Annotated in this window: 11 protein-coding genes, 1 pseudogene and 5 riboswitches; of the genes and pseudogenes, 6 read left to right on the top strand and 6 right to left on the bottom strand. The window is 59.6% G+C overall.

The features are described 5' to 3' along the window. Positions 1-378: DUF190 domain-containing protein (locus GFJ39_RS12745; protein WP_153431713.1), on the bottom strand; the 378-nt coding region annotated here is incomplete at its 3' end. Between the two features lie 44 nt (positions 379-422). Next, complete coding sequence (locus GFJ39_RS12740; RefSeq protein ID WP_153431712.1) at positions 423-1,775, bottom strand: voltage-gated chloride channel family protein; 1,353 nt, start codon at positions 1,773-1,775, stop codon at positions 423-425. Positions 1,776-1,897: 122 nt separating this feature from the next. Continuing rightward, positions 1,898-1,972: riboswitch (Fluoride riboswitch) on the bottom strand. Positions 1,973-2,084: 112 nt separating this feature from the next. After that, a riboswitch (Fluoride riboswitch) is annotated at positions 2,085-2,148 on the top strand. 31 nt (positions 2,149-2,179) lie between these two features. Here GFJ39_RS12740 and GFJ39_RS12735 point away from each other — a divergent pair. Genes GFJ39_RS12735 through GFJ39_RS12725 form a run of 3 tightly spaced genes read left to right on the top strand, consistent with a single transcriptional unit; the run spans position 2,180 to position 3,726 of the window. Beyond that, a complete protein-coding gene (locus GFJ39_RS12735) occupies positions 2,180-2,848 on the top strand; it encodes a histidine phosphatase family protein (protein WP_153431710.1) in 669 nt (222 codons plus the stop codon). Between the two features lie 27 nt (positions 2,849-2,875). Next, a complete protein-coding gene (locus tag GFJ39_RS12730; RefSeq protein ID WP_153431709.1) occupies positions 2,876-3,172 on the top strand; it encodes a DUF211 domain-containing protein in 297 nt (98 codons plus the stop codon). Continuing rightward, complete coding sequence (locus tag GFJ39_RS12725) at positions 3,172-3,726, top strand: hypothetical protein (protein WP_153431707.1); 555 nt, start codon at positions 3,172-3,174, stop codon at positions 3,724-3,726. The genes GFJ39_RS12730 and GFJ39_RS12725 overlap by 1 nt, the downstream gene beginning before the upstream one ends. Positions 3,727-3,753: 27 nt before the next feature. On the opposite strand, the gene crcB is transcribed toward GFJ39_RS12725, so the two are convergent. The 4 genes from crcB to GFJ39_RS12705 all read right to left on the bottom strand — a co-directional run bounded on the left by crcB (position 3,754) and on the right by GFJ39_RS12705 (position 7,640). Next, positions 3,754-4,206 carry a fluoride efflux transporter CrcB gene (crcB, locus tag GFJ39_RS12720; protein WP_153431705.1) on the bottom strand — a complete coding sequence of 151 codons (453 nt, stop codon included), beginning with the start codon at positions 4,204-4,206 and terminating at the stop codon, positions 3,754-3,756. Between the two features lie 56 nt (positions 4,207-4,262). Further along, positions 4,263-5,096 carry a universal stress protein gene (locus GFJ39_RS12715; RefSeq protein ID WP_153431703.1) on the bottom strand — a complete coding sequence of 278 codons (834 nt, stop codon included), beginning with the start codon at positions 5,094-5,096 and terminating at the stop codon, positions 4,263-4,265. A gap of 82 nt (positions 5,097-5,178) precedes the next feature. Next, positions 5,179-5,263, bottom strand: a riboswitch (Fluoride riboswitch). A 123-nt stretch (positions 5,264-5,386) separates the two neighbouring features. After that, on the bottom strand, positions 5,387-5,962 hold the full coding sequence (locus GFJ39_RS12710) for a histidine phosphatase family protein (protein WP_153431702.1): 576 nt from the start codon (positions 5,960-5,962) through the stop codon (positions 5,387-5,389). 16 nt (positions 5,963-5,978) lie between these two features. After that, a complete protein-coding gene (locus GFJ39_RS12705) occupies positions 5,979-7,640 on the bottom strand; it encodes an alginate export family protein (protein WP_228391950.1) in 1,662 nt (553 codons plus the stop codon). Between the two features lie 92 nt (positions 7,641-7,732). Further along, positions 7,733-7,806: riboswitch (Fluoride riboswitch) on the bottom strand. 145 nt (positions 7,807-7,951) lie between these two features. Continuing rightward, a riboswitch (Fluoride riboswitch) is annotated at positions 7,952-8,014 on the top strand. A gap of 65 nt (positions 8,015-8,079) precedes the next feature. On the opposite strand from GFJ39_RS12705, the pseudogene eno reads away from it, so the two are divergent. The 3 genes and pseudogenes from eno (at position 8,080) to GFJ39_RS12690 (ending at position 12,197) form a co-directional block, all read left to right on the top strand. Continuing rightward, positions 8,080-9,419, top strand: a pseudogene (gene eno / locus GFJ39_RS12700) (phosphopyruvate hydratase). Positions 9,420-9,459: 40 nt separating this feature from the next. Next, positions 9,460-11,112 (top strand): dynamin family protein, encoded by a 1,653-nt coding sequence (locus GFJ39_RS12695; RefSeq protein ID WP_153431700.1) that lies wholly within the window; start codon positions 9,460-9,462, stop codon positions 11,110-11,112. A 5-nt stretch (positions 11,113-11,117) separates the two neighbouring features. Further along, positions 11,118-12,197, top strand: a complete 1,080-nt coding sequence (locus tag GFJ39_RS12690) for a P-loop NTPase family protein (RefSeq protein WP_228391949.1) — start codon at positions 11,118-11,120, stop codon at positions 12,195-12,197. The last annotated feature ends 6 nt before the right edge of the window (positions 12,198-12,203 follow it).

The following is a 12,203-nucleotide window of genomic DNA, read 5'->3' as shown; positions in this document are numbered from 1 at the left end:
TAGAGAGAATGTCCAGTATTCGAGCGGCTTATAGTAAATACTGGAATCCGACAGCATATAGGCATGCTTCTGGCAAAACTCCCTGAGTCGGTCATGATCGCCGATGATGTCGACATAAACCGACAGGAGATGGTTGGGAATTTCTCCGAGCGTCGTTTCGACGCGCTGGTCTTTGCCCAAGCTATAGTGAGCAAAATGTGCGTTGGAACTCTTGAAGCCGGCCTGTCGAGCCGCGTGGATCAATTCCTGGTAGAGCGGTCGGCTTCGAAACAGCGAAGCAATTCGCCCACGGCCCCTGATAGCCGTGCGAGTGCCTCGGGTCATGAAAATCCGGATCATGCCAGCATGATGGGTAATCAATGTTTTCGTTTCGGTCATGATTACTTGATATCCTCTGAGGAATAATTGGGGTGCCGCAGAAGTTACGGCGCGGGAGGATGGCGCGGGAGGGTGCGGGCATGACGCAGGGCCATGCCGCCAGCGATCAGCGGGTGACGGATCTTGGGCACGCCGATACGCTGGGAGAGATAGATCCCGGAATGGCCCGAACAGAGATAGGCCACGAAGCAGCCGACGGCGATGTAGACTGTGTCGGCGGCACCGAACAGTTCGATCCCCATCAGGGTGCAGGCTAACGGCGTGTTCGCCGCCCCGGCGAAAACGGCGACGAAGCCGATCGCGGCCATCAGGTCGATTGGCGCGCCCAGCACGCCTGCCAGCGTGTGGCCAAGCGCCGCGCCGATGAAGAACAGCGGCGTGACCTCGCCTCCCTTGTAGCCGGTGGCCAGCGCCGTCACGGTGAAGACCAGCTTCCACAGCCAACTCCAGGTAAAATCGCCCGGACCGAAGAAGCTGACAATGGCCGCCCCCCCCGGCTCGGCGGGGATAACGCCGAGACCCAGATAATCCCGCGAGCCCACGAACCAGACGAGCGCGATAGTCAGCACGCCGCCGATTGCGGGGCGCAGCCAGGCGACGGGGCAGAGCCGCCTGAAGATCGGCGCCAGCCGATGCACGCCCTCCGCGAAGACCAGGCTCGTCAGACCGAAGGCCACGGCAGCGAGGCCGACTTTTCCCAGGAGCAGCGGATTCGCATGGAACGTGTCGCCTGCGCGATCGGGCACCCCCGCGAAACCAAGGTGATAGGGAACGTGATGGACGCCCCAGCGATGGCAGGTCCAGTCGGCGATGATCGAGGATGCGGCGACGGGCACGAGAGCGGTGTATTCGACCCGTCCGACGGTCAGGACCTCCAGTCCGAAGATCGCGCCCGCGATCGGCGTGCCGAAGACGGCCCCGAAGCCCGCCGCGATACCAGACATCAGGATGATCCGCACGGCCTGGTGCTCCAGGCGGAACATGCGTACGAAACCGCCCGCAATGCTGCCGCCGATCTGCACGGCAGTTCCCTCGCGTCCGACCGAGGCGCCGAACAGATGGCTGATGACCGTACTGATCAGGACCAGCGGCGCCATGCGCAGTGGCACACCGCCGCCGGGTTCGTGGATCTGGTCGACGATCAGGTTATTGCCTCCTTCCGCCGACCGTCCGAACCAGTGATAGAGCAGCCCCGTGGCGATCCCGGCCAGCGGAAGCAGGTACAGAAGCCACGGATGGGCGAAACGGGTGGTCGTCACATCGTCGAGCAGCCAGAGGAACAGGGCACAGAGACTGCCGATGATGGCAGCCATAGGCAGAAGCAGGGCCGCCCATTTGAGGGTCGCGCGCAGGTTCGCAAGCCATCCGTCGAGCAGAAAGCGAAGGGAAGTCGTCATATGTGTCCGTGAAGGGCTGCAATACGCAGGACCATGCAAGGCATTCGCCCTGTGATCGGTGCGCGATAGAAAAGAGAAATCTGGCATGAATCGATCTGGACTCCACCCCTTGGTACCGTAATGGCGAGGTAGGAATCATCAGCCTTTGCGGGCGGTTCGACCTTTGTGATCAGGCAGAGTCCATTGCCGGCCCCGAAGGGAACAGAACGAAGGTGGAAAGTCAAGCGTACCGCGAGATACGGGGGCGCAGGTCGATATCCCGCTCGCAGCGGAGCGCCTCTTGACGGGACACGGAGCGTTCTCTATTCGAATCGGATAGGAGATGGGGTTCCTCCTTTTAACCGCCGCGTCGGCTGATGACTCTTGGCATGAAGCGCAATAGCGCGAGCCGGAGACGTGTCCTGATGTCGAACCTTTCTTTCCCGCCCGTTTTGTTGCCCCGCGGCGCCTCTCGCCTGATTCTGGTCCGGCACGGCGAAGTCCCGGGCATTCAGCCGCCCAGTTTTCGCGGAATGCAGAATCTCGCCTTGACCGATCGAGGCAGGCAGCAGGCGATTTCGACCGCGCGGTATCTGTCTTCGACCTCGCATGTGAAGGTCATTGCGACCAGCCCCCTGTCACGTTGTACTGACACCGCGAAAGCCATCGCCGAATATCATGGCGACGTACTGTCATCTTTCGACGGTTTGACCGATTTCAATTATGGAGACTGGCAAGGGCGATCCCACGCACACATCGCCGCTGCCTATCCCGATGAATACAGTGCATGGATGAAGACGCCCGATCTGGCGTGTATTCCGAATGGGGATGCGCTCGAAGCGGTCGCCGGACGCGCCGTGGCGGCCGTGAACACGGCTCTTTCCGGTGCCGGGAACGGCACGGTCGTCGTCGTGACGCATGACAGCGTCATTCGGACGCTGATCCTGGCAATCCTCGGTCTTCCGCTGCGCGCTTACTGGACGTTCAATTCAGACCCGTGCGGTGTCAGCATTTTTACGTCCCGTCATGCGGAGTGGACTGTCGAGCGGATCAACGAGAGCGTTCATACGCGCCTGCATTTCCCGGTGATCTGAAGTGAGGGGCTGGAACGGAGACAAACCATGGCTGAACAACTGAACGTGCGCCGAATTCTTCTGGACGTCGATCTTTCGATCCATGGGCCGGCATTGCTCACTGTGGCAGCAGCGATTCAGGCATCTGCCGGTGTTGCCGCCTGTAGTATCACCGTGACGGACATCGACACGGAGACGATCGGGACGGACGTCACCATCGAGGGCGAAAACATAGATTATGAAGGCGTGGTCGAAGCGATCGAGAAGACAGGCGCCGTGGTTCACAGCCTCGATCATCTTGCCGCAGGCGACAGGCTCATCGAGAGCGTGCCCAGGCGCCGCTGATGTCGCGGACATTTGCACGATGGCTTCGTGATCCCGAGAACAGGCTCGATATCGTTGCGGGTATGGTCGACGGAATCCTGAACGCCTTGACGCTGGCGTCCGGAAGTTTTCTCAGGGTCGGCCATGCCATTACGCTCACGCTTGCCTTGCGTGTCGGGGCAGCAGCGGCTCTCACCACGCTTTTCGTCTTTTTCGTGGCGCATTACGCGCAGGAACGGACGGCGCTCGTGGGGATCGAAAAGGAACTCAATCTGCGTGGAGGCAGCCATTTGGCGGCGACCGCGCTGGGTCGCAAGGCATTCGTCAATTCGGCGCTGGGGGCGACACTTGCTGCCATATGCGGTCTGGCCGGCTCGGTCGCCCCGCTGCTTCTGGCAATGGTCATTCCCGGGCCACCGTGGCTGGGACTCATCGCCACACTCGCAATGCTGGCTCTGCTCGGCGTGGCGCTTGCCAGGGCTTTTCACGGCTCACGGATCATATGGGGTACGGCACTGTTCCTTGGAGGTGGTGCGCTGGCCTATGTCGGTCTGAAATTAGGTCTCGTACAGTGATCGAGGGGTATATTCGAGGGCAAGCCCTCATGGATGCCTATCCGGCGGGACACGAGGGGCCGGCGTCGCGAGCGTATGAGAAAAATGCTGATTGAGCGCCTCGGCGGAGATATAGCCGACAGCGGTTGCGCCAAGACACAGAACCAGTGAAAGCGCGACGTTCAGAAGCGCGCGCCCGATCGCGCCGTCGCGGACAAGATCGATGGTCTGGAGGCTGAACGAGGAAAACGTCGTATAACCGCCGCAGAGTCCTGCCATGAAAATCAGGCGCGTCTCGTTCGTGGCCGGGAACCGCGCTCCAGCGACCGTCAAGGCACTGAAGAACGCGATGGCGAAGGAGCCGGTCAGATTGATGAGAATCGTCCCCCAGGGCAGCCGGTGACTCCATGTCAGCGTCAGTACGCCGACGTAATAGCGCAGCAATGTTCCCGTCGCTCCCGCTGCTGCTATCCATAGCGGAGTTGGAAAAGAAAACTCCATGAACCCGTATTCCCCGGTCTGTGTTTTTATGTCTCGGAAGATCCTTCAGCGGACCATCAATGATGTGTCAGGATCGGCAGGGTCGCGTGTGCGAAAACATCCTGCGTCGGCCCTCCGAACAGCCATTCAAGGAAATGGGGCCGTGTGTAGGCCCCCATGATCAGCAGGTCGCTCTCGGCGGCCAGGGCGTGAGCGCGGATCTGCTCGCCGAGATCACTCCCGCTTTCGATCTGGAAGCGATCAACGGCGATCTTTACGCCCCGATCGGCAAGCGTATGTGTGAAATCAGGCAATCCGGTTTCGCCACCCTCATGTTCACCGATGACGAAAGTGACTTTTTCCGCCGTTTCCAGAAGCGGCATGGCTGCGAAGATCGCATTGTCCAGCGCACGGGAGGGATGCCATCCGATGACGGGTCGGCGTCCGACAGTGTCATAGTCCTGTAGCGGAGCGACAACCAATGCCGCTTCCGCATCATAAAGAATGCCGGCGAAGGCATCCGCAACATAACCGGGATCTCCCGCGCGCGGCCGGGCGTGGACGACGAAATCAGCGTTCAGGGCCTCCTGCGTAGCGATTTTGCGGACATCTCCCGCGATTTCGACCCATTCCTTATCGGGTTGATGTCGGACACCCGCGGCAATCGGGCCGATCCATGCCGACGCCAGCATGCGCAGCTTGTCGGCCCGTTCTGCGACGTCCTGTGCGAAACGCCGCTGCTCTTCACTGGTGGGCATCCCTTCATCCGGTGTCTGGAAAGCGGGATTATCGGCAGGGCGGGGATGAAGAATCCGGATTTTATCGGCACGCAGACGAGCGCCTAGAGCACCTGCCGTCTTGAGTGTGAAAGCGGCCGTGTCAGGCCGATCAAGCACAACCAGAAGCCGCATGATGTCATTCTCCCCTGCGGGTCGATGGTGAAACCATACGGAAGAGAAGACCAGATTGGACAGACTCCCCCTTCGTAAGCTTCGTCGGGTAGGAATCATCAGCTTCCGTCGCGGAAGCGGTTCGATCGCCATCAGGCCATCAGGCAGAGTCCATTGCCTCCCTGAATCTACAGCTTATTCGGCGGTGAAGGTCAATCTTTAATTCGGTTTTCCATTTTGCAATATCGCCTGTGTTGAGTCAGCGTGCGCATCGCATCCCTTGACCGCACGGATTATTTTATCAGCGATGCTTACCGATCATAAATCGTCATATTGAATTTCGTAATAATCCTGACGTCATCGCGGATATCCAGAACGGAGATCGATGCCGCCTCCAGATAAAAATGTTCACCCAGCGCAGCATGATTGTCGATCCAGACGCCTGCAATGCAACGCAGAATGTGGGCGTGCGCAAACAGCAGCACCGTGCCGTTATGCGTGAGAAGCTGTCGCACAAAGCGTGCGGAACGCTGCTGGAGGTCGTCGAGATTTTCTCCCCCAGCGACGTCAGCGGTCCACAGGGACCATCCTTTTTCCTCATGACGGATTTCAGCCGTCGTCCTGCCTTCATAAATGCCGTAATCCCACTCCACCAGATCGGGCTCCACAATCGCCCGTGTCCCGAATCCCGCCAGAGAACAGGTTTCCCGGGCGCGGGCAAGCGGGCTGCACAAGACCCGCGTGAATACCTGCCGGGACAGCAATGGTGCCAAGGCTTTTGCCTGCCGCCGTCCGCGCTCAGTCAGCGCAATATCGGTGCGTCCGGTATGTTGCCCGGACAAGCTCCAGGCTGTCTCTCCATGACGAACCATCCAGACCGTTGTCATTGCTGATGCCTTTCATTCAAAAACGGAAAATGAAGTTGGATTGGTAGTAAGTGCTGCTCGATCCACCGGCACGATCAACGGCGCGGGACGTCATGAAACGTGCGACATACTGGGCCCATGTCAGATGGCGACCGATTTGCAGCGTCATGGACGCCTGCGGTGCCATGCCGATAAACCCACCCCTCAACGACCGGGGGAACTCGTATCTTCCCGACAGAAAATAGGAATAGACAGCATCATTCGTATTTTCACGCCAGTAAAATGGATATTTCAACTCGAGCTTCATGATTGACAGTGGAGAGAAATCGAAAAAAGGCGCCACTCCGACCAAATTGGAACCGGTCAGATAGGTGGTCGTGTCGATATAGTTCGTGTTTGGCCCGAACGGCTCGATATAGGTGCCCAGGGAACCAGTCTTACGATTGGCCCCTCCGCCGGAATAGGCATCGGTCTGTATGCCAAGCGACGGCCGCCAGGATGTGCAATGAAAACGATATGCCAGGCTCGTGTTGATCGCGAACGCGTTGACATTCCTTGTTTGCTCCGAATCGGCATAGTGGAACACTCCACCCTGATAGATTCCACCAAACGAGAATTCGACCGGGCCTGCCATCCCATGCCAGCGTACGCCAAAGTTATTGCGCGTAGTCGAACCGGCGGCTGTTGCAGTGATCGTGCTGACCGCAGCCGGATGTCCCGAGAGTTTATAGCCGATGTAGAACAGATCGAGGAACGACCAGCCTTTCCCTCCAAATGCCTTGAAGTCCGGAGGTGCGAGAGTGACATCTACCCCGTACAGTCGATTGTCGTAGTTTTCGGTATCCTTGAAATCCTGCGGACCCAGGTGGGTGTCATTGGTCTGCACGAAATCGAAGGCATCGACGCGGATCCGGGGCCAGATTGAATAGGCACGAAAACCGTCCCAGGAAATCGGAAGATTGGGGGTCTGCCTGTTCGACAGCATATAGGCGGGGGCATCGAGGAACTCTTGTCGCCCGAAGATAAAGCCGTTCTGCGCGCCCCAGGCCCGACCTGTGAACTCCACGAAAGCCTGTTGCAGATCAATCCCCTTCCGGTAGGTGGGGCCGTATCCGAAGCCATCCCATCCTGCTGCGTCACCGTTGACGATCTGGCCGAACAGACGGACATGCGATCCGAGATGAAGGTCAGCACCATAGAGATTACGAATGGTAAAGCGACCCGAGTCATTGTTACGATAAGCGCCGAAGTCCGGGCGTGAGTCGAACCAGTTGCGCAGGCGCGTCTCGCCGGAGAAACTGAGCCAGATCGCCCCGCTGTCGTTCAGGGCGATATGTTTGAGCGCGTCCAGAGGGTCTTTTCGGTTGCACGGATCGCGCAGAGCACTCCAGTCTTCGGCCCATGGTTCCGTGCCGTACATTTTGACCGGACCAAAACCAGCGGCCGAACCGTCGCCCCGGTTGAAAATACCCCAGGCCCCTTGATGCGAGCGTGTAGATGGCGACGCCAGGCAGCGGGCCGATTGGCTTGTGGTCTGATCGTTGGCAGGAAATCCTGTTGTTTGATCGTCCAATAGTGTCGAAGGATTTTTCTGAGGGTACAGCGGGCCGGATGCTTCTGCGAGGGGCTGCGCCTGCGTATGAAACGGACACATCATGAGCCCCAGACATAACAGAGCGTCTGACAGGCGCTTAGGCATGCGGTCCCGGAGCAAGAAGAACCGATGGTCCCGGGATCTCTGGCAATGACGCATGACTCTGAACCCACTCCATCCTCATTATGCCACAGTGTGGCGAGGTAGGAGTCATCAGCCCGGCGGGCGGTTCGGCCATCGTGGCCAGGCAGAGTCCATTGCCTTCGGTTATAGTCTCAACAGCATATGAAGATTGTCAAGCCAGGGGTGAACGGCCGATCAATCCCTGAAACTGCTCTTCGCGCAGTAGCGCGATCGTCGGTGGATGATGCGATGTGAGATACGCTTGACCGAAACGACACCGCGCGTTAGCGTCCTCGTGTCAGGGAGATGGAGTTCCTCCCGTAACCGCCCTAAGGGCTGATGACTCCTGCCGAAGCGACATTCATTGTCGCGGCAGGAATTTGTATCCTTCCGCGATGGAGCCGATGGGAAGGATACGCCGATGGTTTCCAATGCAGATTTCCGAATTCGCAAGATCGACGCTCTGGAAATCCTTGATTCCCGCGGTAATCCGACCGTGCGCGTGTTCCTTGAGCTGGAAGGAGGGCGAACGGCTGTGGCATCCGTGCCGTCCGGCGCGTCCACGGCGCGTCCACGGGGCGGTTCGAGGCGCTTGAGTTGCGTGACGGGACCGAAGCGTCCGAAGGCTCGTTTCCGCAGCGTCCGCGATACGGAGGCAGGGGCGTTCGTCGGGCTGTTGCCAATGTGTGCGACATCATCGCGCCCGCGCTGATCGGGCAGGACGTGCGGCGCCAGGCGGCGCTCGATCGGCTCATGCTGGATCTGGACGGCACCGCAAACAAGGCGCGGCTTGGCGCGAACGCAATCCTCGGCGTGTCGATGGCCATTGCGCGTGGTGCCGCGTCCGCGGCGGGACTACCGCTCTACGCCAGCCTCGGCGGCAGCGGCGCCCGCCGCCTGCCGGTGCCTATGATGAACGTCCTGAACGGCGGCCTTCATGCAGCCAACGCGCTGGATTTTCAGGAATTCATGATCGTTCCCCATGGCGCGCCGACATTCGCGGAAGCCCTGCGCTATGGCAGCGAAACATTTCATGCTCTTCGTGCGCTATTGTACGCGCGCGGCTACGTGACCTCGGTGGGTGACGAGGGCGGGTTCGCGCCGGATCTTCCAGATAACGAGACGGCTTGCAGCCTGATTGTCGATGCGATCGAGAAGGCTGGTTATCGGCCGGGTGCCGACATCGCAATCGCCCTGGACCCGGCGGCGTCTTCCTTTGGTCGGAACGGCTCCTATCACCTGAAATCGCATGGAATGGCGATAACCCGCAGTTCACACGAAATGAACGAACAGTATGCCGACTGGATCGCGCGCTACCCGATCGTCTCCCTCGAAGATGGGCTGGCCGAAGACGACTGGGCGGGTTTTGCGAAGCAGACAGCCCTGCTTGGAGATCGCCTTCAGATCGTGGGCGACGATATTTTCGTCACCAACCCCGCTTTCATCGAGCGCGGTATCCACGAAAAAACGGCCAACGCGGTGCTGATCAAGCTGAACCAGATCGGCACCGTCACCGAGACCGTTGCGGCGATCGAGGCGGCGCGCCGTGCTGGCTGGGCCTATGTCATTTCTCACCGTTCCGGCGAAACGGAAGACTCCTTCCTCGCCGATTTTGCGGTGGCGATGGGAGGTGGCCAGATCAAGACCGGTTCGCTCTGCCGGAGCGAGCGGATCGCAAAATATAACCGGCTTCTGGAAATCGAACACGAACTGGGCGCGGAAGCTGAATTCGTTTTGCCATTTTCCGTCCCGCGAGTTTGATCCTGTCACTTTCTCCCGCCCGCAAGAGAAGTCCCCTTCCGTGAACCTGCACTCCTACCAGAACGCCAAGTATCGACTGGCCGATATCGTGCGGGCACTGCCGTGGCGCGCGGAAACCGCCTTGCGGAACCGTCAGTTGTTCGAGCGCCTGGCGATGGATCGTTTCAACGTGGCGGTCGTCGGACGCTATAGCCGGGGGAAATCCACGCTTCTCAATGCGATGATCGGTGGTGCCCGCCTGCCCATGGGCGTCGAGCCTCTGACCTCGGTCATCACGAGCATTGCCTACGGGAGCGAGGAAAAGGTCGTCGCGCATTTTTATGGCACCTCGCTGATCGAGGATATCCCGCTCTCACGCCTGCCCGATTATGTGACCGAACACGGCAATCCGGGAAACCGGCGGCGGATCGAGGAGGCGGAAATCCTGCTCCCCGCGACCATCCTGCGCTCGGGCTTCCGTTTTATCGACACGCCCGGTCTCGGCTCCATCGTGCGGGCGAATACGGAGACGACGCGGGCTTTTCTCGACGAGATCGACCTCTTCGTTTTCATTTCCAGTTGCGATGCGCCGCTGGACCCGGAAGAGCGGGATATCCTGCTCGACGTGGCCCGTGTCGGCAAACCGTTGCTTCCGGTGCTGAACAAGGTCGACCTGGTCTCGCCCGAAGAGATCTCCCGCAAGAAGAGCGGGTTGAGAGAGGCCCTGGACCGGCTGGGATGTACAACCATCCATGAGGTGATTCCTCTCAGCGCACAGAATGCCCTGACCGCACGAGTTGCCGGTGACGATGCCGCCCTGAAACGGTCCGGCGTGCCCGCACTGGAAGATGCCCTGATCCTGTTTCTTCTGCGCGAGCGGCGGGGAAGCTTCCTCCGGGGTATGTGCGATCGCGTGGCCGAAGCGGTCCGACAGGATGCGCCCGAGATTGAAAGAACGCTGCTGGATCGAATTGCCGTCATTCGTCAGGAGATCGGAGCGGAGGACGGGAAGCGGGAGACGACCACTGCCGCAGACGAAAAAACGAACACGCCAATTCCGCCCTGCGCGGCCTGCGTGGCCGCGGAACAGGCCGTTTTTCGCTATCTGACGGTTCTGCAAAGTCGGCTGCGCGCCCAAGAGAAAGATCGTCAGGATTTTCTTCGCGGAGGTGGACTGTGCCCGGTGCATTCGCGGGCCTTCGGACAACTGGCGGCGCCGCGCGAGATATGCACGGCCTATGCTCCATTGCTACTGGGTGAAGCGGCGCGTTTGCGCGAACGGGCCGAACACGATGGCTTTGGCGCGATGCATGAAAAGACCGTCTGCCCGGCCTGCGCGGTGGCGGCCGGGGTGGTTGGAGACTGCCTTGACGCCCTGTCGCGCGCCATGGAGCAGGACCAGTTGGCCGTATCGAAAGCCGCGGGGTTGTGCGGTGTTCATTTCGAGCCGCTTCTGGCTCGCGTTCAAAGACCGGAAATCCGGCGCGCGCTTCTCCGACGGCAGGCGGACGATCTGGAACGCCGGGCTGATGACATGAACCGCTTCGCCTTGAAGCAGGACGCCGCTCGGCGTGACGCCATGACGCAAGCCGAACAAAGAGCGGCTCGCGCTGGCCTGAACCAATGGATCGGTCTTGCGGATTCGTGGTGCCCGACGGAGCACGAGGCACTTTCGCCAGACGCGCTGACAGGAAGAGACGAGCCCAGTCGATGACATTCATGAGCCTTCTCTGGCTGGATGAAGACCAACTGAAGGGTATGCTGCCGTCGGCCCCGCCGGATTGTTTCCACGACCTCTGTCTCGACCAGGTCATGGCGACGGTAGCCGGTGCCGATCCGGATCTGGTTTCTGTCTTCTGTAACCCGCCACACGAGATCGAGACGGTAGTCTATCGACAGGAGATGTTTCGTGATCTGGAGCGTGGCGATATCGCGGCGTGTGGTCGGGAGTTCATGCTCGCGCTACGCCGGAGCCGCACCCTCGCCGACAATGCGCGATGGAGTGGGAATATATGGGCTTCCCGGCGCTGGAACCTTGACGCAGCGAGAGTTTATGCGGCGGCCCTGAAGTCTCTTCACGACACGCTGACAAAGACGGAGCCGTCATCGCGGGCGATGAAAAATCTGATCGACTGGCTTGCGACGACACTGGCATCCACGCGGTACCAACGTCTTGTGCGCGAAGGCGATGAGATCGTGGAGGCGTTGAACCGAGTTTCATACATGATTCGGATCGGCGAAGGCGTTTTCACCGTTCTCCCGTCCGATCACGGTCCGGATTACGGCCGTCGCATTGAGGCGACTTTCGCGCGTTTTCGCCAAAATGACATTCAGCCGCTCACTTTCGACTATGAAGAGGACGTCATTTTCACGAATGTCGCCGGGAAAGTGCTGGACTTTGTCGCGGCCCTCAATCCTGAGATTTTTGGGAAACTGGATCAGTATGGCCGGGAGTTCGGAGACTTTGAATGTAAGACTGTCCGGCGGCTGGACTATGAATTGCGCTTTGTCATGGCATGGCTCGATGTCATTGGCAGCCTGAAAACATCCGGCCTGTCATTCTGTTACCCATTGCTGTCCGAAAGCCATCAGGAGGAACGGGTTACGAATGCGTTCGACATCGCTCTGGCTCTTGAACTCGCCACAAAGAAGGCTGGTCCGGTCGTTTCGAATGGATTTCTTCTTCAGGGGCCGGAACGCATGCTTCTCGTGACAGGCCCCAACCAGGGCGGAAAGACGACCTTCGCCCGTATGGTCGGTCAACTGCATTATCTGGCGAAGCTAGAGCGGTTCCACTGAACCTTG

Source organism: Gluconobacter aidae, assembly GCF_009547075.1.
Taxonomy (GTDB): Bacteria; Pseudomonadota; Alphaproteobacteria; order Acetobacterales; family Acetobacteraceae; genus Gluconobacter; species Gluconobacter aidae.
Note: the sequence above shows the minus strand (reverse complement) of the source record. Positions and strands in the feature narration are given on the sequence as shown.